The sequence below is a fragment of the Streptomyces daghestanicus genome (assembly GCF_020521275.1).
Classification (GTDB): domain Bacteria; phylum Actinomycetota; class Actinomycetes; order Streptomycetales; family Streptomycetaceae; genus Streptomyces; species Streptomyces griseoviridis.
On sequence record NZ_BNDX01000016.1, the window covers coordinates 916700 to 937689 of the forward strand.

The 20990-nt window shown below is 72.0% G+C and carries 20 protein-coding genes; 12 read left to right on the forward strand and 8 right to left on the reverse strand.

Annotation, left to right across the window (positions count from 1 at the left end; all coding sequences use genetic code 11):
• Positions 1–171: 171 nt before the first annotated feature.
• Positions 172–642, reverse strand: coding sequence for a GNAT family N-acetyltransferase (locus tag Sdagh_RS30770; RefSeq protein ID WP_189413071.1), 471 nt, complete (start codon positions 640–642; stop codon positions 172–174).
• A gap of 94 nt (positions 643–736) precedes the next feature.
• Here Sdagh_RS30770 and Sdagh_RS30775 point away from each other — a divergent pair, with 94 nt between their 5' ends.
• Positions 737–1201 (forward strand): MerR family transcriptional regulator, encoded by a 465-nt coding sequence (locus tag Sdagh_RS30775; RefSeq protein WP_189413073.1) that lies wholly within the window; start codon positions 737–739, stop codon positions 1199–1201.
• Here Sdagh_RS30775 and Sdagh_RS30780 read toward each other — a convergent pair.
• From Sdagh_RS30780 to Sdagh_RS30790, 3 genes are all read right to left on the reverse strand, one after another.
• A complete protein-coding gene (locus Sdagh_RS30780; protein ID WP_189413797.1) occupies positions 1198–2064 on the reverse strand; it encodes a DUF4429 domain-containing protein in 867 nt (288 codons plus the stop codon). The genes Sdagh_RS30775 and Sdagh_RS30780 overlap by 4 nt on opposite strands.
• Before the next feature lie 58 nt (positions 2065–2122).
• Complete coding sequence (locus tag Sdagh_RS30785; RefSeq protein ID WP_189413075.1) at positions 2123–3340, reverse strand: alpha/beta hydrolase; 1218 nt, start codon at positions 3338–3340, stop codon at positions 2123–2125.
• Between the two features lie 81 nt (positions 3341–3421).
• A complete protein-coding gene (locus Sdagh_RS30790; protein ID WP_189413076.1) occupies positions 3422–4048 on the reverse strand; it encodes a TetR family transcriptional regulator in 627 nt (208 codons plus the stop codon).
• A 113-nt stretch (positions 4049–4161) separates the two neighbouring features.
• Here Sdagh_RS30790 and Sdagh_RS30795 point away from each other — a divergent pair, with 113 nt between their 5' ends.
• Positions 4162–5769 carry an MFS transporter gene (locus Sdagh_RS30795; protein WP_190077627.1) on the forward strand — a complete coding sequence of 536 codons (1608 nt, stop codon included), beginning with the start codon at positions 4162–4164 and terminating at the stop codon, positions 5767–5769.
• Between the two features lie 114 nt (positions 5770–5883).
• Positions 5884–6177, forward strand: coding sequence for a small hydrophobic protein (locus Sdagh_RS30800; RefSeq protein ID WP_189413080.1), 294 nt, complete (start codon positions 5884–5886; stop codon positions 6175–6177).
• Positions 6178–6655: 478 nt separating this feature from the next.
• On the opposite strand, the gene aceE is transcribed toward Sdagh_RS30800, so the two are convergent.
• Entirely contained in the window at positions 6656–9388 is a 2733-nt protein-coding gene (aceE, locus tag Sdagh_RS30805) for a pyruvate dehydrogenase (acetyl-transferring), homodimeric type (RefSeq protein WP_190007979.1), read from the reverse strand.
• Between the two features lie 374 nt (positions 9389–9762).
• Between aceE and Sdagh_RS30810 the strand changes: the two genes are divergently transcribed.
• The 6 genes from Sdagh_RS30810 to Sdagh_RS30835 all read left to right on the forward strand — a co-directional run bounded on the left by Sdagh_RS30810 (position 9763) and on the right by Sdagh_RS30835 (position 14250).
• On the forward strand, positions 9763–10200 hold the full coding sequence (locus Sdagh_RS30810) for a DUF3052 domain-containing protein (RefSeq protein ID WP_189413084.1): 438 nt from the start codon (positions 9763–9765) through the stop codon (positions 10198–10200).
• 134 nt (positions 10201–10334) lie between these two features.
• Positions 10335–10793 carry a peroxiredoxin gene (locus Sdagh_RS30815; RefSeq protein ID WP_189413086.1) on the forward strand — a complete coding sequence of 153 codons (459 nt, stop codon included), beginning with the start codon at positions 10335–10337 and terminating at the stop codon, positions 10791–10793.
• 113 nt (positions 10794–10906) lie between these two features.
• Positions 10907–11482, forward strand: a complete 576-nt coding sequence (locus Sdagh_RS30820) for a calcium homeostasis/redox stress adaptation protein (RefSeq protein ID WP_189413088.1) — start codon at positions 10907–10909, stop codon at positions 11480–11482.
• Between the two features lie 102 nt (positions 11483–11584).
• Positions 11585–12160: a TerD family protein gene (locus Sdagh_RS30825; RefSeq protein WP_190007981.1), complete on the forward strand. Its 576-nt coding sequence runs from the start codon at positions 11585–11587 to the stop codon at positions 12158–12160.
• Between the two features lie 49 nt (positions 12161–12209).
• Complete coding sequence (locus tag Sdagh_RS30830; RefSeq protein WP_190007983.1) at positions 12210–13346, forward strand: DUF475 domain-containing protein; 1137 nt, start codon at positions 12210–12212, stop codon at positions 13344–13346.
• Between the two features lie 172 nt (positions 13347–13518).
• Positions 13519–14250, forward strand: a complete 732-nt coding sequence (locus Sdagh_RS30835) for a TerD family protein (protein WP_189413094.1) — start codon at positions 13519–13521, stop codon at positions 14248–14250.
• 18 nt (positions 14251–14268) lie between these two features.
• Here the strand turns inward: Sdagh_RS30835 and Sdagh_RS30840 are convergent, their stop codons facing one another.
• Entirely contained in the window at positions 14269–15246 is a 978-nt protein-coding gene (locus Sdagh_RS30840) for a TerD family protein (protein ID WP_190077628.1), read from the reverse strand.
• A 218-nt stretch (positions 15247–15464) separates the two neighbouring features.
• Here Sdagh_RS30840 and Sdagh_RS30845 point away from each other — a divergent pair, with 218 nt between their 5' ends.
• The 3 genes from Sdagh_RS30845 (at position 15465) to Sdagh_RS30855 (ending at position 19992) form a co-directional block, all read left to right on the forward strand.
• Complete coding sequence (locus Sdagh_RS30845; protein WP_190077629.1) at positions 15465–16640, forward strand: HpcH/HpaI aldolase/citrate lyase family protein; 1176 nt, start codon at positions 15465–15467, stop codon at positions 16638–16640.
• A 62-nt stretch (positions 16641–16702) separates the two neighbouring features.
• Positions 16703–19171, forward strand: a complete 2469-nt coding sequence (locus Sdagh_RS30850) for a phosphoribosyltransferase (protein ID WP_190007988.1) — start codon at positions 16703–16705, stop codon at positions 19169–19171.
• The gene (locus tag Sdagh_RS30855; RefSeq protein ID WP_190077630.1) at positions 19171–19992 is read left to right on the forward strand and encodes an HAD family hydrolase; all 822 of its coding nucleotides are present in this window, start codon (positions 19171–19173) and stop codon (positions 19990–19992) included. Before Sdagh_RS30850 ends, Sdagh_RS30855 begins: the two co-directional genes overlap by 1 nt.
• Here the strand turns inward: Sdagh_RS30855 and Sdagh_RS30860 are convergent.
• Positions 19985–20632 (reverse strand): DedA family protein, encoded by a 648-nt coding sequence (locus tag Sdagh_RS30860; RefSeq protein ID WP_189413106.1) that lies wholly within the window; start codon positions 20630–20632, stop codon positions 19985–19987. The genes Sdagh_RS30855 and Sdagh_RS30860 overlap by 8 nt on opposite strands.
• A gap of 58 nt (positions 20633–20690) precedes the next feature.
• Positions 20691–20912 (reverse strand): FmdB family zinc ribbon protein, encoded by a 222-nt coding sequence (locus Sdagh_RS30865; protein ID WP_189413108.1) that lies wholly within the window; start codon positions 20910–20912, stop codon positions 20691–20693.
• Positions 20913–20990: the final 78 nt, after the last annotated feature.

Consider the following 20990-nt stretch of genomic DNA (forward strand, 5'->3'; position numbering starts at 1 on the left):
GCGGGGAGTCGGCTGTGCCTTCCTCGCGCCGGTGAGCGGGGCCTGGTGCGTGCGGATGCGAGGCGGAGGAGGGAGTCGACGCGGAGCGTCGGCGAGTGACGACAACGCGGCAGGTGCGCGTGCCAGGCCACGCGTCCGCGGCGTGATCCGAACGACAGGCCCCAGGCGCCGCTACAGGTACAGCCGCATCGAGGGGTCGGTGTCCCGGGTGAAGCCGAGGGAGGCGTACAGCGGCTCGGCCTCGGCGGTCGAGGTCAGCATGACGTGCCCGGCGCCCCGCTCCCGGAACCACTCCAGCAGCTCCGCCACGCACGCCCGCGCGTAGCCCCGGCGCCGGGCGTCCTGGTCGGTGGCGACGCTGAAGACGTAGCCGATCAGGCCGCGCGGGTTGCCGGCCCGGCCGATGCGGTACTCCAGCGTCCCCGCCACCAGCGCGGCCAGCGCCCCCGGCCGGTCCGGGTGGTCCACGACGAACGCGGCGAAGTCGCCGTCCGGTTCGGCCAGCCGCGCCCGCAGCTCCGGCAGCGACCCGGCGTGCCAGCCGGTGTCACCCGGCGCCGCCGCCATCGCGTCGATCATCACCTGCCGCAGGCGCAGCACTTCCCCGGCGTCCCCGGGCACGGCCCGGCGTACGAGACTCATGGACGGGACGGTAATGATCCATCCCGTGCCGTGTCCGTCGGTTTTCGGCCGGGCGGCTTGCCTGGAGCGCACTCCAAGGTCTTAGCGTGGGCGCATGACGGTGATGCACACCCCGGCCGCGACCGCCCGGCCGACCCCCACCCGCACCGGCACCTGCGCCCCGGAACCCCCGCGCCATCCCCGCCCCGACGGCCAGGACCACTACACCATCAGCGAGGTCGTCGCCTTCACCGGCCTGAGCGCGCACACCCTGCGCTGGTACGAGCGGATCGGCCTGATGTCGCACATCGACCGCTCGCACACCGGGCAGCGCCGCTACCGCAACCGCGACCTGGACTGGCTGGACTTCGTCGGCAAGCTCCGCCTGACCGGCATGCCGGTCGCCGACATGGTCCGCTACGCCGAGCTGGTCCGCGCGGGCGACGAAACCCGCGCCGCCCGGCGCGCGCTGCTGGAGTCGACCCGCGGCGACGTCCTGACCCGGATCGCGGAACTCCAGGACGCCCTCGCCGTGCTCGACGTGAAGATCGGCCTGTACGCGGAGGGCACCGAGAGTTAGAGCTGGGCCAGCAGTTCCGCCTTCTTCACGGAGAACTCCTCGTCCGTGACCAGCCCCGCCTGGTGCAGCTCCCCGAGGTGCCGGATGCGTTCGGCGATGTCGGCGGGATCGCGGTGGGCCGCCGCCGTGACCGCCGGTACCGCCGCCGGTCCGGCCCGGCGCACCGCCGCCAGCACCGCCGCGGCGAACGGCAGCGACTCGTGCACCGCCCCGTACCCCAGCCCGAAGACCACGGACGCCGGGTCCTGGTCGACCTCGGCGGGCGCGGGCTCGCCGTCGCGGCGGTGCAGGCGCAGATGGCCCTCGAAGACCTCGGGCGAGCGCCACTCCACCCCGCTGAGACCGGCGACCGGGAAGGTCTGGTCGCCCGCCTTCCACTTCGCCGTCGACGCCCCCGTCCAGAACCAGCGGAACGACACCGCGCCGCCGTCGAAGGACGCCTTCGCGTCGTACGCCTTGAACTGGAGCGGCGCCTCGGGCACCGGGACCAGGTGGGTGCCGGCGGGACCGGGGTCGTCCTTCGGCAGCCGGGCGCGCAGCTCGTCGGCGTAGTACTCGGCGAGCACCTCCCGCTCGGCGGGCAGCACCAGCCGGTACGGGTCGGCGGACTCCTTGAGCTGGCCCGCCGCCACCTCCATCAGCGGGTCGGCACCGGCCCGCGGTTCCATGCGCAGCACGACCGTGCCGCGCTTGCCGGGCGTCAGGGCGACGCCGGCGACGGCCTCCAGGGGGACGCGGCGTTCCCCCAGCACCTGGAACAGCTTCGGTGTTCGTATCCCCCGTTCGTAGCGGATGAGCACGGAGTCGGACTCGAACTCCCAGGCGGCATGAAATCCGGCCAGTACGTCACCCATGCGGCTCATCGTATGCGGCACGGGTCGTTCCGTCCTATCCCCGCGCGGGCCGCGATTTCCGTCGTCTCTACGCGCGTCCCGCCGTGCCGACCGCGGACAAACCGGCCAGACAGCTTCCGTTTCGGTCGGCGCAGTCCACCGAGCGGTATGCGCCAACGCCGATCCGCGCGAAGTTCGCGAGGCTCTCGGTGCCCGGCACGAAGTAACCGCTGTGCCCGCGCGCGCCGCGCGCCGACAGCACCCGCGCGCCGAACGCGGCGGAGACCGGGTCGGCGCCGTGCCCGAGCCCGCCCCACTCCAGGTTCGGCACGTCCTGGATCCAGTCGTCGGCGTCCCGCATCGCCCACACCCGGGCCGAGCCGGGCAGCCGGGAGGCGCTCTCCACCCGCATGCCGGGACTGCCGGCCACCGCCACGTCGGTCACCCGGCGGGGCAGCGCGCGGGCCGCCAGCCCGCAGACCACCGAGCCGTAGCTGTGGCAGAACAGGGAGACCGGGGTGTCCCCGGGCAGCGCCCGCACCAGCGCGTCCAGCCGGGCCGCGCCGTCCTCGGCGAGTGTCGCCGTGGCCGCGTCCACCCCGAGACCGCTGGGCGCGGTGTAGTCGGCCCAGGCGATCACCGCCGTGCGCGTCGAGGGGAGCGCCGCGCGCTCGGCCCGGTACAGGGCCTTCGCCATGCCCACCGGGGCGGAGTACACCCGCTCGGTGCGCTGGAAGGTGAGCAGGTCGGTGTCCGAGCCGGGGACGACCACGGAGACCCGCTCGGCGCGGTCCAGGCCCCCGAAGACCTCCGCGACCCGGCCGGAACCGGCGGGATCGAAGGCGAGGACGTGCCGCCCGGGGCGCAGCAGCGCGTCGTAGCGGTGCATGCGCGCCGCCGCCTCGCGCTGCCCGGCGGGGGAGAGGCGGCTGTCGTGCAGCCGGCGCCGCTCCTGGCGGCGGGCGGCGCCGAGCGCGATCCGGTTGGCGCGGTAGCGGAGGGCGACGGGGGCGCCGTTCATGTTGCCCACGGCGAGCGGGTAGCGCCGGGCCAGGGCGGCGCGCTGCGCCGCGGTGAGCGAGGCGAAGAAGCGGGCGAGGCGGGCGGGTCCGGCGCCGGGGTCCGGGAGGCGGCGGCCGTCGACGCGGCCGTGCTCCCAGGCGGTGACCGACGCCTGGAGCGCCGTCACCTCCCGCTGGCCCCGCAGAGCGGTCCAGCCGGTGGTCGCGAGCATCACGAACACCACGGCCAGCGCGAGCAGCGCCCGCCAGGCGTTGAGCTGCGGGGAGGGGTCGAGAGAAGTCACTGGGAGGACACACTAGGAGAACGGAACGGTCTCGGGCGCATCAAGTGACACGGATCACGTTTCGATCCCGCCATACGGGGATCAGGGCGTCCGCCACTTCCCCGTCAGCGCCGGTCCGAGCTGGCCCAGATGAAGGTCCGTCAGCTCGCGCAGGGCGGCGAGACCGGCGTCGCCGCCGGCCGTCCAGACCCGCTCGGTCACCCGGATCACCGCGCCGAAGACGGCCACCACCACCCGCGGCCGGGGGTCGGCGTCCACGTCCACGCCCTCCCGCTCGGCGATCACCCGGGCGATCCGCTCCTCCAGCTGCGTGGCCCGGTGCAGATGGGCGGCGAGCAGCGCGGGCGTCGACTCGATCACCTGGTAGAAGCGCAGGTGCACATCGAGCGGGACGAGCTGCTCGATGGCCTCGCCGATCCCGTCCCAGCTGTCCGTCAGCGCCCCGCGCAGCGCGTCCAGCGGCGCCTCGCCGGCCGGGCGGGCGCGCACCGCCTCCACGAACCGCGACTCGGCGAGCCGGGCCACGAAGAAGGCCGCGTCCTGCTTGCCGGCGAAGTAACGGAAGAAGGTGCGCTGCGAGACGTCGACGGCCGCGACGATGTCGTCGACGGTCGTCTCCTCGTAGCCCCGCTCGGTGAACAGGTCCAGGGCGGCCCGCAGCAGGGCGTCCCGGGTGCGCTGCTTCTTCCGTTCGCGCAGCGTTCTCAAATGGGCTCTCCTTCGGCACTCCCCCCAGCTCAGGCTATACGGAGGTGCCCTGTCAGTTACCGACTTGTGAATTGGTTCGTCAATTGTCAGTGGCTGTCACTAAGCTCGAAAGCATGACTAGTCAGACCATCGAGACGACGGGACCGGGGGACCGGGGACCGACGGACGCCGGGCCGGCCAAGGGGCTGCGCGGCCATCCCTGGGCCACGCTCATAACCGTCGCCGTCGGGGTCATGATGGTGGCCCTCGACGGCACCATCGTGGCCATCGCCAACCCGGCCATCGGCAAGGACCTCGGCGCGAGCTGGTCCGAGCTGCAATGGATCACCAACGCGTACTTCCTCGCCCTCGCGGTCACCCTGATCACCGCGGGCAAGCTCGGTGACCGCTTCGGCCACCGGCAGACCTTCCTCATCGGCGTGGCGGGCTTCGCCGTGTCCTCCGGCGCCATCGGGCTCTCCGGCAGCATCGGGGCGGTCGTCGTCTTCCGGGTCTTCCAGGGCCTGTTCGGCGCGCTGCTGATGCCGGCCGCGCTGGGCCTGCTGCGCGCCACCTTCCCGGCCGAGAAGCTCAACATGGCGATCGGCATCTGGGGCATGGTCATCGGCGCCTCCACGGCCGGCGGCCCGATCCTCGGCGGCGTGCTGGTCGAGCACGTCAACTGGCAGTCGGTGTTCTTCATCAACGTGCCGGTCGGGGTCGTGGCCCTGGTGCTCGGCGTGCTGATCCTGCTGGACCACCGCGCGGAGAACGCGCCGCGCTCCTTCGACATCGTCGGCATCGTGCTGCTGTCGGCCTCGATGTTCTGCCTGGTCTGGGCGCTCATCAAGGCGCCCGAGTGGGGCTGGGGCGACGGCAAGACCTGGCTGTTCATCGTGGTGTCGGTGGTGGGCTTCGCCCTCTTCGCCCTCTGGGAGACGAAGGTCAAGGAGCCGCTGATCCCGCTGGCGATGTTCCGCTCGGTGCCGCTGTCGGCGGGTGTCGTGCTGATGGTCCTGATGGCCATCGCCTTCATGGGCGGCCTGTTCTTCGTCACCTTCTACCTCCAGAACGTGCACGGGATGAGCCCGGTCGACGCCGGCCTGCACCTGCTGCCGCTCACCGCGATGATGATCGTCGGTTCCCCGGCGGCCGGCGCGATGATCACCAGGTTCGGGCCGCGCCTGCCGCTGGCCGGCGGCATGGCCCTCACCGCGATCGCGATGTACGGCATGTCGACGCTGGAGACGGACACCGGCAGCCTGGCCATGTCCATCTGGTTCGCCCTGCTGGGGCTCGGCCTCGCCCCCGTCATGGTCGGCGCCACCGAAGTCATCGTCGGCAACGCGCCGTTGGAGCTGTCCGGTGTGGCCGGCGGCCTCCAGCAGGCGGCCATGCAGATCGGCGGCAGCCTCGGTACGGCCGTGCTGGGCGCGGTGATGGCCTCCAAGGTCGACAACGACCTCGCGGGCAACTGGGCCGACGCGGGACTGCCGCAGGCGAGCCCGGCCCAGCTCGACGCCGCCGCGGAGGCGGTGCAGCAGGGCATCGCGCCGGTGCCGCCGGGCACCCCGGCGCCGGTCGCCGAGAAGATCGCGGACGTCGCCCACGACACGTTCATCTCCGGGATGAGCCTGGCCTCGCTCACCGCGGCCGGGGTGGCCGTGGTGGCCGTGTTCGTCGCGTTCCTGACCAAGAAGGGCGAGAACGCGGAGGCGGGCGCGGGCGTCGGCCACATCTGACGCCGGGTCAGACCGCCCCGTCGCACGGGCAGGGGGGATTGACCGGCTCCTCGGGGGTACCCGGCCGTCGAACCCGAAAGAACCCGACAACAAGAAGGCGGGTTCAGGGAGTTGATGATGGCGAGCTACGGCAAGGGAACGCGCGGGTACCCCCGCTCACGTGGCCGGACGTGGTCACGGACCGGGCCGGATCGCGCGACGCTCGGGATCATCGGCGTCGTCTGCGCGGTCGCCGGTTTTTTCACGCTGGGGATCGTCCTCGGTCCCGCGGCGATCGTCTGCGGATGGCTGTCCATGGGCCGGACCTGGGCGGGCGACCGCCCCCTCCCGGCCGTCGTGGCCGTGGCCCTGGGCGCGATCGACACCCTCGTCGCCCTGCTGGCCCTCATCGGCCACGGCACGATGTAGCACCACCTGGCACGATCCGAGAAACGGGCACCCCGGCCGCGAAGACGACCGGGGGCCGTTTTTCGTGCGGGCGCTCGCGCGGGCGTCGGAGTGACCGGGCGCGCGGGTCCGCTCGGGCGTCGGGGCGGCGGAACGCGCCCACGCCGACGGCGGTCCGGCGGGACGCCCGGGCCCGCACGCGCCTGGGTCGGCGGGACGCACGGCCCGCGCCGGCGTCCGGGCGGAGGGGAGCACGGGTTCGCGCCGGCGCAGGCGGGGCCGGCGGGACGCGGGGCCGGTGGGACGCACGGTCCGCGCCGGCGTCGGGGTGGCGAGGAACCACGGTCCTGCCCGGGCGTAGGCCGGCGGGACGCGCACCCCCGCGCAAGCGCCGGGGTGGCGAGGCCCCAGGCCCCGCCACCCTTACGTCACCGGCGTCACCGGCGTCACCGGCGTCACCGGCGTCACCGGCGTCACCGGCGTCACCCGCGCGGCAGCGCTACGCGTCGCCGCCCGCCGTGCCCGGGTCCGCCGCCGTCACGTCCAGGAGCCGGTAGCGGTCCACCGCCTGCTTCAGCGCCGACCGGTCGACCTTGCCCTCCCGGGCCAGCTCGCTCAGCACCGCCACCACCACCGACTCCGCGTCGATGTGGAAGAAGCGCCGGGCTGCCCCCCGGGTGTCCGCGAAGCCGAACCCGTCCGCGCCCAGCGACTGCCAGGTCCCCGGCACCCACCGCGCGATCTGGTCCGGCACCGACCGCATCCAGTCGGACACCGCCACGAACGGCCCCTGCGCTCCCGACAGCTTCCGCGTCACGTACGGCACCCGCTGCTCCTCCTCCGGGTGCAGCAGATTGTGCTCCTCGCACTCCACCGCCTCGCGCCGCAGCTCGTTCCAGGAGGTCGCCGACCAGACGTCCGCCCGGACGTCCCACTCCTCGGCGAGGATGCGCTGCGCCTCGACCGCCCACGGCAGCGCGACCCCGGAGGCCAGGATCTGCGCCGGGACCGAGCCGCCCGTGCCCTCGCTGAACCGGTAGACCCCCTTGAGGATGCCCTCGACGTCCACGTCCGCCGGCTCGGCGGGGTGCCGGATCGGCTCGTTGTAGACGGTCAGGTAATAGAAGACGTCCTCGCTGTCCGGGCCGTACATCCGGCGCAGCCCGTCCTTCACGATGTACGCGATCTCGTACCCGAAGGCCGGGTCGTACGCCACGCACGCCGGGTTGGTCGAGGCGAGCAGCTGCGAATGGCCGTCCGCGTGCTGGAGCCCCTCACCGGTCAGGGTCGTACGGCCGGCGGTCGCGCCCAGCACGAAACCGCGCGCGAGCTGGTCGCCCATCTGCCAGAACTGGTCGCCGGTGCGCTGGAAACCGAACATCGAGTAGAAGACGTAGACCGGGATCAGCGGTTCGCCGTGCGTCGCGTACGCCGAGCCGGCCGCGATCAGCGAGGCCGTGCAGCCGGCCTCGGAGATGCCGTCGTGCAGCATCTGCCCGGTCGGCGCCTCCTTGTAGGCGAGCAGCAGGTCCCGGTCGACCGACTCGTACTGCTGGCCGAGCGGGTTGTAGATCTTCGCGCTCGGGAAGAACGAGTCCATGCCGAACGTGCGGTACTCGTCCGGGGCGATCAGCACGAACCGCTTGCCGATCTCCTTGTCCCGCATGAGGTCCTTCAGCAGCCGCACGAAGGCCATGGTCGTCGCGATGGACTGGTTCCCCGACCCCTTCTTCACGGTCGCGTACGTCGAGTCCACCGGCAGCGGCAGCGGCTTCGCCCGCACCACCCGGGTCGGCACGTACCCGCCGAGCGCCTTGCGGCGGTCGTGCATGTACTGCATCTCCTCGGTGTCCCGGCCGGGGTGGTAGTACGGCGGCGGGCCGGACTCCAGCTCCTGGTCGGAGATCGGCAGGTGCAGCCGGTCGCGGAACCGCTTCAGGTCGTCGACCGTCAGCTTCTTCATCTGGTGCGTGGCGTTGCGGCCCTCGAAGTTCGGGCCGAGCGTCCAGCCCTTGACCGTCTTGGCGAGGATGACCGTCGGCTGGCCCTTGTGCTCCAGCGCCGCCTTGTACGCCGCGTAGATCTTCCGGTGGTCGTGGCCGCCGCGCCCCAGGTGCAGGATCTGGTCGTCGCTCATGTTCTCGACCATCGCCCGCAGCCGGTGGTCGTCACCGAAGAAGTGGTCGCGGATGTACGCGCCGGACTCGGTGGCGTACGTCTGGAACTGGCCGTCCGGCGTCGTGTTCATCTTGTTGACCAGCACGCCGTCGCGGTCCTGGGCGAGCAGCGGGTCCCAGGTGCGGTCCCAGACCAGCTTGATCACGTTCCACCCGGCGCCCCGGAAGACCGACTCCAGCTCCTGGATGATCTTCCCGTTGCCGCGCACCGGACCGTCGAGCCGCTGGAGGTTGCAGTTGACGACGAAGGTCAGGTTGTCCAGGCCCTCCCGCGCGGCGATCGAGAGCTGGCCCAGCGACTCCGGTTCGTCCATCTCGCCGTCGCCGAGGAACGCCCAGACGTGGCTGCGCGAGGTGTCCGCGATGCCGCGCGCGTGCATGTACCGGTTCATCCGGGCCTGGTAGATGGCGCCGATCGGGCCGAGGCCCATCGAGACCGTCGGGAACTCCCAGAAGTCCGGCATCGACCTCGGGTGGGGGTACGAGGAGAGCGCGTGCGGCGCCTTCGACTTCTCCTGGCGGAAGCCGTCCAGGTGCCGCTCGGTCAGCCGGTCCAGCAGGTAGGCGCGGGCGTAGATGCCCGGCGAGGCGTGCCCCTGGAAGAAGACCTGGTCGCCGCCGTCGCCCTCGTCCTTGCCGCGGAAGAAGTGGTTGAACCCGACGTCGTACAGGGAGGCCGAGGAGGCGAACGTGGCGATGTGGCCGCCGACGCCGATGCCGGGCCGCTGGGCCCGGGAGACCATCACCGCGGCGTTCCAGCGCGTCGCGTTGAGGATCTTGCGCTCGATCTCCTCGTTGCCGGGGAAGAACGGCTCGCTCTTGGTCGGGATCGTGTTGACGTAGTCCGTGCTGCGCATCTCGGGCACGGCCACGCGCTTCTCACGGGCCCGCTCGATCAGCCGCAGCATCAGGTAGCGGGCTCGCTCCCGGCCGCGCTGGTCGACGGCGGCGTCCAGGGAGTCGAGCCACTCCTGGGTCTCCTCGGGGTCGAAGTCGGGGACCTGACTCGGAAGGCCGCCAATGATGATCGGGTTGCGATCGGATGCGGAAGCCACGCTGTTCCTTCGCTGTCGCAGGGCGTATTCGGAGAGTGCCGGAACCGTCTCCCATCGTGTACCTACCAGCGGCTTACGTCACCTCTACCGCGAGGTAACCGCTTCCTCCGCCGACGCTGGGGGCGCGTTCTTCCGGATCTCGTACCCCTGTATGGTTCCCAATTACGCAAACGGGGCAGAAAGGTGTGGTGTACGTCACCTTCGATCCCGGGTGGCGGGCGCGAAGTTGCGGTGACACGGTCGGGATCGTCACCGTTTCGGCGGTCCCCGTGGCCGGGTACTTGCGCGATCGGTCCCGCCCGTGTGGACTACGGCCAATGCTTCGCGCACGCGCGTGGCTGAGTTATTCCCAAAACATGATCAGGAGGCAACCCGTGAGCGCGACCGCGGACCACGCGGAGGAGCGGACGAACCCTGCCGCCAGGCTGGGGTTCCAGCCCGGACAGGTGGTCCAGGAGATCGGCTACGACGACGACGTCGACCAGGAGCTCCGCGAGGCCATTGAAGGTGTCATCGAGGGCGACCTGATGGACGAGGACTACGACGACGTGGCCGATGCCGTCGTGCTGTGGTTCCGCGACGATGACGGCGACCTGACGGATGCGCTGGTGGATGCCACCACGTACATCGAGGAAGGCGGGGCGATCCTGCTCCTCACGCCGAAGACCGGCCGCGACGGTTACGTCGAGCCCAGTGACATCTCGGAAGCCGCTACGACGGCCGGGCTGACGGCGGCCAAGAGCGTCAGCGTCGGCAAGGACTGGAGCGGCAGCCGGCTGGCCACGCCCAAGGCGGCGAAGGCCAAGCGGTAGCCCCGTAGGCAGGGCGACGACCCCGCGACACCGGACGGACCGGCCACGACCGGCCCGTCCGGTGTGCCGTACCCGTCCCTGCGTAGGGTGTGCCCAAAGACGCTGAGCGACCCTCCGAAGGGACGGACCACACGATGGCGATCCAGGTCGGCGACAAGGCCCCCGACTTCGAGCTGAAGGACAACCACGGCGCGACCGTGCGGCTGTCCGACTTCCGGGGCGGCAGGAACGTGGTGCTGCTCTTCTACCCCTTCGCCTTCACCGGCGTGTGCACCGGCGAGCTGTGCGAGATCCGCGACAACCTGCCGAAGTTCGCCGACCGCGACACCCAGGTGCTCGCCGTCTCCAACGACTCCATCCACACCCTGCGCGTCTTCGCCGAGCAGGAGGGCCTGGAGTACCCGCTGCTCTCCGACTTCTGGCCGCACGGCGAGGTCTCGCGCGCCTACGGCGTCTTCGACGAGGACAAGGGCTGCGCGGTCCGCGGCACCTTCGTCATCGACCGCGAGGGCGTCGTCCGCTGGACGGTCGTCAACGGCCTGCCCGACGCCCGGGACCTCGGCGAGTACGTGAAGGCGCTCGACACCCTGTGACGGGACGGCCCCAGGGACTGCGGGGAGCGGGAACCCGTCACTAGGATCGGATCGTTGATCCGACATCCGACGCACTTCGGGGCTTCCCGCCCCCGGACACCAATGGAGGACTCGTGGGAGTCAGCCTCAGCAAGGGCGGCAACGTATCGCTGACCAAGGAGGCCCCCGGCCTGACCGCGGTCATCGTCGGTCTGGGGTGGGACGTGCGGACCACGACCGGTACCGACTTCGACCTCGACGCCAGCGCCCTGCTGCTGAACAGCTCCGGCAAGGTCGGCAACGACCAGCACTTCATCTTCTTCAACAACCTCAAGACCCCGGACGGCTCCGTCGAGCACACCGGCGACAACCTCACCGGTGAGGGCGAGGGCGACGACGAGCAGATCAAGGTCGACCTCGCCACCGTCCCCGCCGACGTCGAGAAGATCGTCTTCCCGGTCTCGATCTACGACGCGGAGAACCGCCAGCAGTCCTTCGGCCAGGTGCGCAACGCGTTCATCCGCGTCGTCAACCAGGCCGGCGGCGCCGAGATCGCCCGCTACGACCTGAGCGAGGACGCCTCCACCGAGACCGCCATGGTCTTCGGCGAGCTGTACCGGCACGGCGCCGAGTGGAAGTTCCGCGCCATCGGCCAGGGGTACGCGTCGGGCCTGCGCGGCATCGCGCAGGACTTCGGTGTGAACGTCTGAGACGGCAGGCCCGATCGTCCGGCGCCGCACGGTCCGCGTGCGGCGCCGGACGCGCATCACCCGCAGGCAGGGCAGAACCACCACCCGGGGAGGGACCAGCACATGGGCGTCACGCTCGCCAAGGGAGGCAACGTCTCCCTGTCCAAGGCCGCGCCGAACCTCACGCAGGTGATGATCGGACTCGGCTGGGACGCGCGTTCCACCACCGGCGCACCCTTCGACCTCGACGCCAGCGCGCTGCTGTGCGGCGGCGGCCGGGTGCTCGGTGACGAGTACTTCGTCTTCTACAACCAGCTCAGCAGTCCCGAGGGCTCCGTCGAGCACACCGGCGACAACCTCACCGGCGAGGGCGACGGCGACGACGAGTCGCTGCTCGTCGACCTCACCAAGGTCCCCGCGCGCTGCGACAAGATCGTCTTCCCGGTCTCGATCCACCTGGCCGACGAGCGCGGCCAGACCTTCGGCCAGGTGAGCAACGCCTTCATCCGGGTCGTCAACCAGGCCGACGGCCAGGAACTCGCCCGTTACGACCTGAGCGAGGACGCCTCCACCGAAACCGCGATGATCTTCGGCGAGGTCTACCGGCACCAGGGCGAGTGGAAGTTCCGTGCGGTGGGACAGGGGTACGCGTCGGGCCTGCGCGGCATCGCTCTAGACTTCGGAGTCAACGTTTCGTAAAGCCGGGTACGGCGCGGGGGAGCCCCGTACAAAGAGGATTGGGTAGCCAGTGCTTCTGAAAACCTTCGGCTGGTCGTTCGCGGTCACCGCGCTCGGCCTGGTCGCGGCGGTCTTCTACGGGGGGTGGACCGCTTTCGGTGTCGTGGCGATCCTCACCGTCCTGGAAATCTCGCTGTCCTTCGACAACGCGGTGGTCAACGCCGGAATCCTGAAGAAGATGAATGCCTTCTGGCAGAAGATCTTCCTCACCGTCGGCATCCTGATCGCCGTCTTCGGCATGCGGCTGGTCTTCCCGGTCGTCATCGTCGCCATCAGCGCCCAGCTCGGCCCGATCGAGGCCGTCGACCTCGCGCTCACCGACAAGGACCGCTACCAGCAGCTCGTCACCGACGCCCACCCGTCGATCGCGGCCTTCGGCGGCATGTTCCTGCTGATGATCTTCCTGGACTTCATCTTCGAGGACCGGGACATCAAGTGGCTCACCTGGATCGAGCGCCCGCTGGCCAAGCTCGGCAAGGTCGACATGCTGTCGGTCTGCATCGCCCTCATCGTGCTGCTCATCGCCTCCATGACCGTCGCCACCCACGCCCACCAGCACGGCGGCGCCCACGTCGACAAGGCCGAGACCGTCCTGCTCGCCGGCATCGCGGGCCTGATCACCTATCTCGTCGTCGGCGGACTCTCCAGCTACTTCGAGAACAAACTCGAAGAGGAGGAGGAACGCGAGCACGAGGAGGAGGAGAAGGCCGCCCGCGCGGGCAAGTCGCCGGTGAAGCTGGCCGGCCAGGCCGCGTTCTTCATGTTCCTCTACCTGGAGGTCCTGGACGCCTCCTTCTCCTTCGACGGCGTGATCGGCGCGTTCGCCATCACCAACGACATCGTCCTGATGGCCCTCGGCCTCGGCATCGGCGCCATGTACGTCCGGTCCCTGACCGTCTACCTGGTCCGCCAGGGCACCCTCGACGACTACGTCTACCTGGAGCACGGCGCCCACTACGCCATCGGCGCCCTCGCCGCGCTTCTGCTCATCACCATCCAGTACGAGATCAACGAGATCATCACCGGCCTCATCGGCGTGATCCTGATCGGCGCGTCCTTCTGGTCCTCCGTCCGCCGCAACAAGCGGATCGCCCAGGCCGGGGGGCCGGGCGCGGGCGAGAAGGCGGAGGTCTCCTCCGGCGTGTGAGGAGACCCCGACGGCGGGCCGTGTCCGCCCCCGGCGCACCGGCGCCGGGGGTGTGAACCAGGTCCGGGCGAGGAACGCTCTGAGCGGGGCGCCCACCGAGGACGACTCCTCGGTGCCGCCCCGCGGGCGTGGGCCGGGCGGCGTGGGACGAAAGACAGGTGTGGGGGCGGGAATGGGCTTCTTCGACGGGCTGTGGCGCGGGCGCGAGACCGACTTCGACTCGGGCAACGCGGCGACCAACGCCATCGAACTGACCAAACGGCACAGCCGGGTCTCCCTGACCAAACAGGGCGCGGCCACCGGCAATCTCCGCATCAACCTGGCCTGGCGGATGCGGACCTCCGACTTCGGCGGCCCCCAGCGCGAGAGCCTGCTGCGGCACCCCCTCAAGGCGCTGAAACCGCCCGAGGTGATGGGCCACAGCCAGAGCATGGTCAACGTCGACCTCGACCTGGGCTGCCTCTACGAACTCCAGGACGGCAGCAGAGGCGTCGTCCAGCCCCTCGGCGGCTTCTTCGGGGACGTCAACGCGGCGCCGTACGTCAAGCTCAGCGGCGACGACCGGTTCGGCTCGGGGTCCGGGGAGACGATCTACGTCAACCTCGACCACCGGGAGAACATCAAACGGCTGCTGGTGTTCGCGTACATCTACGACCAGACGCCCGCCTTCGACCGTACGCACGCCATCGTCACCCTCTACCCGAGCAACGGTCCCCGGATCGAGATATCCCTCGACGAACGCCACCCGCAGGCCCGGTCCTGTGCCGTCGTGATGATCGAGAACGTCAAGGGCGAGATCTTCGTCCGCCGCGAGGTCAAGTTCGTCTACGGCTTCCAGGGCGAACTGGACCGGCTGTACGGCTGGGGCCTGCAATGGGGCCGGGGCTACAAGGCGAAGACCTGACGCCGGCCGCCGCGACCGCTACCGCCCGATGAACTGCGGGCCCTGCGGCGGCAGCCGGAAGTCCGGGTCCGGCACCACGGCGGGCGGCGGCGGATACCCGTACCCGACCGCGGTCGCCGGGGCGGGGGCCTGCGGATAGCCGTAGGCCGCCTGGGCGGGGACGGCGGGCTGCGGATAGCCGTACGCCGGCTGGGTCGCGGCGGTGGGCTGGGCCTGGGCCGGCTGGGGATAGCCGTACGCGGGCTGGGTGGGCACGCCGGGCGGCTGCTCGGGGGGCAGCGGCTGGGCGGGCGCGGTCGGCGCCGAGGGTGAGTGCACCGGGGCGGGCGGAGCGGCCGGGGGGAACGGCGGCGACGGGGCCGGTGCCGTGACGGTCGGCGCCGTGGCGCCCGGGGCCGGCGTGACCGGCGGCGTACCGGCCTCCTGGCCGCCGTCGTCCGCCTCGTCGTCCGTGTCGTCCACCGAGATGCCGAAGTCGGCCGCCAGGCCCTCCAGGCCGTTGGAGTAACCCTCGCCCAGCGCCCGGAACTTCCAGCTCTCCCCGCGCCGGTACAGCTCCCCGCAGATCAGCGCGGTCTCCTCACCCGTCTCCGGGGTGACGTCGAAGGAGGCCAGCGGCTCGGCGCCGTCGCCGCCCGCCGCGTCGTACAGCAGGACGCGCAGGTCCCGCACCCGGTCGAAGGCGACCCCGTCGGCCGAGGCGACCAGCAGGACGCGGCCGACGCGGGACTCGACACCGGACAGGTCGGCCTGGACCGTGTCGGCCAGCCCGTCGGCGTCCCGCTTCTTGCCGAGCCGCCAGACCGTCCCCGACGGGTGCCGGGGCTGGTTGTAGAAGACGAAGTCCTCGTCGGAACGCACACGGTCGTCGGGCCCCAGCAGCAGCGCGGAGACGTCGACGTCCGGAATGCCCTGCCCGGGCGTCCAGCGCAGCACGGCCCGCACCGTGGTGGCCTCCAGCGGGATGTTCGACCCTTTCAGCATCGCGTGCGTCATGCCGTCATCCTGCCTGCTCGGTCCTGGTCACGACAATGCGGGGGAGGGTACGGGGGAGGGTACCCGGAGGGGGCGCGGCACCCGGCCGCGCGCCGCCGACATGACCGGGTTACCTGGAATTCATGCCCGGCGGGAACTACGGACATGGGTTCCTACGTACTATTACCGGCCACCTTCCGATGTTTCACAGGTCGCCCAGACACCACGGGGGAGTTCTTATGCGTCATTTCGGGCACATCGCCCCTGAGGTGCGGAAGCGTCTGTTCCACCGGGAGCCGGAGCCGTTCACCGCCGACGCCCCGGCCCGGCTGCTCGCCGCCGCCCTCGGCGCCACGCTGTACAGCCCCGCCACCCGGCCCCGGCTCGCCGACGACATCCTCAAGCAGGCCGCGGGCGGCGTGGTCTCGATGGTCCTCTGCCTGGAGGACTCCATCGACGACGCCGACGTACCGGCCGGCGAGGAGAACCTGGTCCGCCAGCTCACCGACCTCGCGGAACGCCCCGAGACCCGCGGCGGAAACGTTCCGCTGCTGTTCGTCCGGGTCCGCGCCCCCGAGCAGATACCGGACCTGGTGCGCCGCCTCGGCCCCGCCGCGCGGACCCTGTCCGGATTCGTCCTGCCGAAGTTCACCGAGGAACGCGGCATGCCCTTCCTGGAGGCGCTCTCCGACGCGGAGGCCGCCACCGGCCGCCGCCTGTTCGCCATGCCGGTCCTGGAATCCCCTGAGCTGCTCTACCGCGAGTCGCGGGTGCACACCCTGGAGGGCATCTACCGCGCGGTCGACAAGTACCGCGACCGCGTCCTCGCCCTGCGCCTCGGCGTGACCGACTTCTGCTCCTCCTACGGCCTGCGCCGCGGCCCCGACATGACCGCCTACGACGTCCAGGTCGTCGCCTCCGTCATCGCCGACGTGGTGAACATGCTGGGGCGGGCCGACGGCACCGGCTTCACGGTCACCGGGCCGGTGTGGGAGTACTTCCGGGTCCAGGAGCGGATGTTCAAACCGCAGCTGCGGCAGAGCCCCTTCCTCCAGGTGCAGGCCGCCGACCTGCGCGCCCGGCTGATCGACAACGCCATGGACGGGCTGCTGCGGGAGATCTCCCTGGACCAGGCCAACGGCCTGCTGGGCAAGACCTGCATCCACCCCTCCCACGTCCTGCCCGTGCACGCGCTCTCCGTGGTGAGCCACGAGGAGTACAGCGACGCCCAGGACATCCTGCGGCCCGAGCGCGGCGGCGGGGGCGTGCTGCGGTCGGCGTACACGAACAAGATGAACGAGGTGAAGCCGCACCGGGCGTGGGCCGAGCGCACCCTGCTGCGGGCCGAGGCCTTCGGTGTGGCGGGCGAGGACATCGGCTTCGTCGAACTGCTCGCGGCCTGCCTGACGGACTGAACACGCGAGAGCGCGAGAGACACGGACACGAGCGGGACATGGACAACGGGAGGCGTACGCGCATGAACGACCGGGCCGGGATCTGGACCGGCACCTGGGTCGCCGAGCGGCTCGGTGTCGGCCTCGTCGGCGACGACGACCTGACCGGCCTGCTGGGCCTCGCCCTGCGCCGCAACCCCAAGCGGGCGCACCTGCTCGTCTCCCACGTGCTCGGCAAGCACGTCCCGCAGTCCCCGTCCGTGATCTACGGCCACGGCCTGGCCCTCGGCCGCCGGGTGCGCGAGCTGCTCGGCGCCGAGGAGGCCGCCGCCGCGGTCGTCCTCGGGTACGCGGAGACCGCCACCGGCCTCGGCCACTCGGTCGCCGACGGCCTCGGACCCCTTGCCTACCTGCACTCCACGCGCCGCCCGGTCGCGGGCGTCGCCCCGGCGGGCGGCTTCGAGGAGTCCCACTCGCACGCCACGTCCCACCTGCTGCTCCCCGAGGACCCCGGGCTGCTCGCCGGGGACGGGCCGCTGGTCCTGGTCGACGACGAGTTCTCCACCGGCAACACGGTCCTCAACACCGTCCGCGCCCTGCACGAGCGCTATCCGCGCCGCCGGTACGTGGTGGTCGCCCTGGTCGACATGCGCTCCCCGGCGGACGCGGGCCGCCTGGAGGAGTTCGCCCGCGCGATCGGCGCGCGGGTCGACCTGGTCGCGGCCGCGTCGGGGACGGTACGGCTGCCCGACGGCGTCCTGGAGAAGGGGCGGGAACTGGTGGCGCGGTACGAGTCCGGGGGTGCCGGCGGAAGTGATCGGTCGCACCCGGCGGACCCCCGCACCCGGCCGGCGCGACCCCCCGTCACCCGGGTGGACCTCCGCTGGCCCCGGGGACTGCCGGACGGCGCCCGGCACGGGTTCACCCCGGCCCACCGCGCCCGCCTGGAGGCCGCCCTGCCGGGCATGGCCGCCCGCCTCGCGGAGGCCCTCCCCGCCGACGCGCGCCGCGTCCTCGTCCTCGGCTGCGAGGAACTGATGTACGCCCCGCTCCGCCTCGCCCGCGAACTGGAGCAGATCGTCCCCGCCGAGGTCCGCTCCTCCACCACCACCCGCTCACCCGTCCTCGCCGTCGACGACCCCGGCTACGCGATACGCAGCCGCCTCGTCTTCCCCGCCCACGACGACCCGGCCGACGGCCCCGGCGAGCGCTACGCCTACAACGTGGCCGGCGCCGGCTTCGACGCCGTCGTCGCCGTCGTCGACTCGCCCGCCGACACCCCGGCGCTGCACGCCCCCGACGGCCTGCTGGCCCGGCTCGCCGAGCACGTCCCGCACGTCCTCCTCGCCGTCGTCCCCTCCTACGTCCCCGGCGCCCGTTCCGAAAGGCCCGTCATGCTGCCCGAGCCGCTGCGCGGCCCCGCCTTCTCCTCCTACGCCCCCGACGAGGTCGGCTGGCTGCTCCAGGACCTCTCCGACGTGACCCTGGAGGCGCCCACCGAGGAGCGCGAGGAGGCGATCCAGCAGGGCGGCGCGCACTACGCGGAGTCGCTGCCGGTGGAGTACCAGCCCAGCGAGCAGTACCAGGAGCTGTTCCACGCGGCGCTCGACGCCTCCGCGGCCCGCCTCGCGCAGGCCGTCGGCGCCGTCACCGAGGTCGTGCTCCGGGAGCGCTCGCCCCGGCCGGTGCTGGTCTCCCTCGCCCGCGCGGGCACCCCCGTCGGCATCCTGATGCGCCGCTGGGCCAGGTTCCGCCACGGCCTCGACCTCCCGCACTACGCCGTGTCGATCGTCCGGGGCCGCGGCATCGACGCCAACGCGCTGCGCTGGCTGGCCGCCCACCACGACCCCGCCGACGTCGTCTTCGTCGACGGCTGGACCGGCAAGGGCGCCATCAGCCGCGAACTCGCCGCCGCCATAGCCGGCTTCGAGGCGTCCGACGGCGTCACCGGCTTCGACCCGGAGATCGCCGTCCTCGCCGACCCCGGCTCCTGCGTGCGCACCTACGGCACCCGCGACGACTTCCTCATCCCCTCCGCCTGCCTCAACTCCACCGTCTCCGGCCTGATCTCCCGTACCGTCCTCCGTGCCGACCTGGTCGGCCCGCACGACTTCCACGGCGCGAAGTTCTACCGCGAACTCGCCGGCGCCGACCTCTCCCCGGCCTTCCTCGACGCCGTCGCCGCCCGCTTCCCCGAGGTCACGGACGCCGTCGACCTCCAGGCCAAGGAACTCCTCGCCGCCGACCGCACCCCCACCTGGGCGGGCTGGGCGGCCGTCGAGCGGATCAGCGAGGAGTACGGCATCCACGACGTCAACCTGGTCAAGCCCGGCGTCGGCGAGACCACCCGCGTCATGCTGCGCCGGGTGCCGTGGAAGGTGCTGGCCCGCGCCGGTGCCGGCGCCGACCTGGACCACGTACGCCTGCTGGCCGAGCAGCGCGGCGTGCCCGTGGAGGAGGTCGAGGGCCTGCCGTACACCTGCGTCGGCCTGATCCACCCCCGCTACACGCGCGGCGCGACCGGCGCGGACGGCCGGGCGGTGACCGTCTGATGCCCACCCCGCCCCCGGCGCCGGTACTGGTCGCCAGCGACCTCGACCGCACGCTCATCTACTCCGCGGCCGCGCTGCACCTGACCGGCCCGGACGAGGACGCCCCCCGGCTGCTCTGCGTGGAGGTCTACGAGGGCAAGCCCCTGTCGTACATGACGGAGACCGCCGCCGGGCTGCTCGCCGAACTCGCCGCGACCACCCTCTTCGTCCCCACCACGACCCGCACCCGCGCCCAGTACCGGCGGATCAGCCTGCCCGGCCCCCCGCCGCGGTACGCGATCTGCGCCAACGGCGGCCACCTGCTGGTCGACGGCGAGACCGACACCGACTGGCACACCCGGGTGACGGCCCGGCTGGCCGACGAGTGCGCGCCGCTCGCCGAGGTCCGAGAACACCTGCTGCGCACCGCCGACCCGGTCTGGGTGCGCAAGCACCGCACCGCGGAGGACCTCTTCGCCTACCTCGTCCTCGACCGCGACCTGCTCCCCGGCCAGTGGGTGAAGGAACTCGCCGGGTGGGCCGGGGATCGCGGCTGGACCGTCTCCCTCCAGGGCCGCAAGCTCTACGCCGTCCCCGCGCCGCTCACCAAGAGCGCCGCCGTCCGCGAGGTCGCCCGCCGCACCGGCGCCGCTCCGACCCTCGCCGCCGGCGACTCGCTCCTCGACACCGACCTGCTGCTCGCCGCCGACCGGGGCTGGCGCCCGGGGCACGGCGAACTGGCCGACGCGGGGTGGTCGGGCCCGGCGGTCGAGGCGCTGCCCGAGCGGGGCGTGCTGGCCGGGGAACGGATCACGCGGGAGTTCCTGCGGGCGGCTAGCTGACCGGCTCCCGTTCCTCGCCGTCCCGCCTGCGCCGGCCGCCGCCCGGCCGCAGCAGCCGTACGGCGACGAAGCACAGCACCGCCAGCGCGGCGGCGGCCAGGACGACCTTGCTGTACGCGGAGACGATGTCCGTGACCCGCGACCAGTTGTCGCCCAGGGCGTAGCCCGCGAGGACGAACAGGGTGTTCCACAGGGCGCTGCCGAGGGTGGTCAGCAACAGGAACACCGGCAGCCGCATCCGCTCCACGCCGGCCGGTACGGAGATCAGGCTGCGGAAGACCGGGATCATCCGGCCGAAGAAGACCGCCTTGGTGCCGTGCCGCTCGAACCACGCCTCGGTCTTCTCGATGTCGGAGACCTTCAGCAGCGGCAGCCGGGCCGCCAGCGCCACCGTGCGGTCCCGGCCGAGCAGCGCGCCCACCCCGTACAGGGCGAGCGCGCCCACCACCGAACCGGCCGTGGTCCACAGCAGCACCGCGATCAGGCCCATCCGCCCGGACGCCGCCGCGAACCCCGCGAACGGCAGGATCACCTCGCTGGGCAGGGGCGGGAAGAGGTTCTCCAGCGCGATGGCGATCCCGGCGCCGGGCGCGCCGAGCGCGTCCATGAGGTCGTTGATCCACTGCGGTCCGGTCGTCATGCGACGACGCTAGGGAACCGTCCCTGAAGGCAACCTGAAGGCCCTGGCCCGCGCGGGGTCAGCCGCAGCATCCCCCGCCGCAGCAGCCGCCCCCGCCGCCGGAGGACGGGGCCGGGGCGGGCGACGACGCGGCGGAGCCGCCGACCGCGACCGTCGACAGCAGCTTCACGGTGTCCTCGTGGCCCGCCGGGCAGGTGGCGGGGGCGGCGGACTCGGCCATGGGACGGCTCAGTTCGAACGTGTCGCCGCAGGAGCGGCAGCGGTACTCGTAGCGAGGCATGGGCCCAGATTAGACCGGCTCGGCGCGCGGCGGGCAGGGCGCCTAGAGGGCTTGTCGTTCGGATCAGGTCGCGGGGAA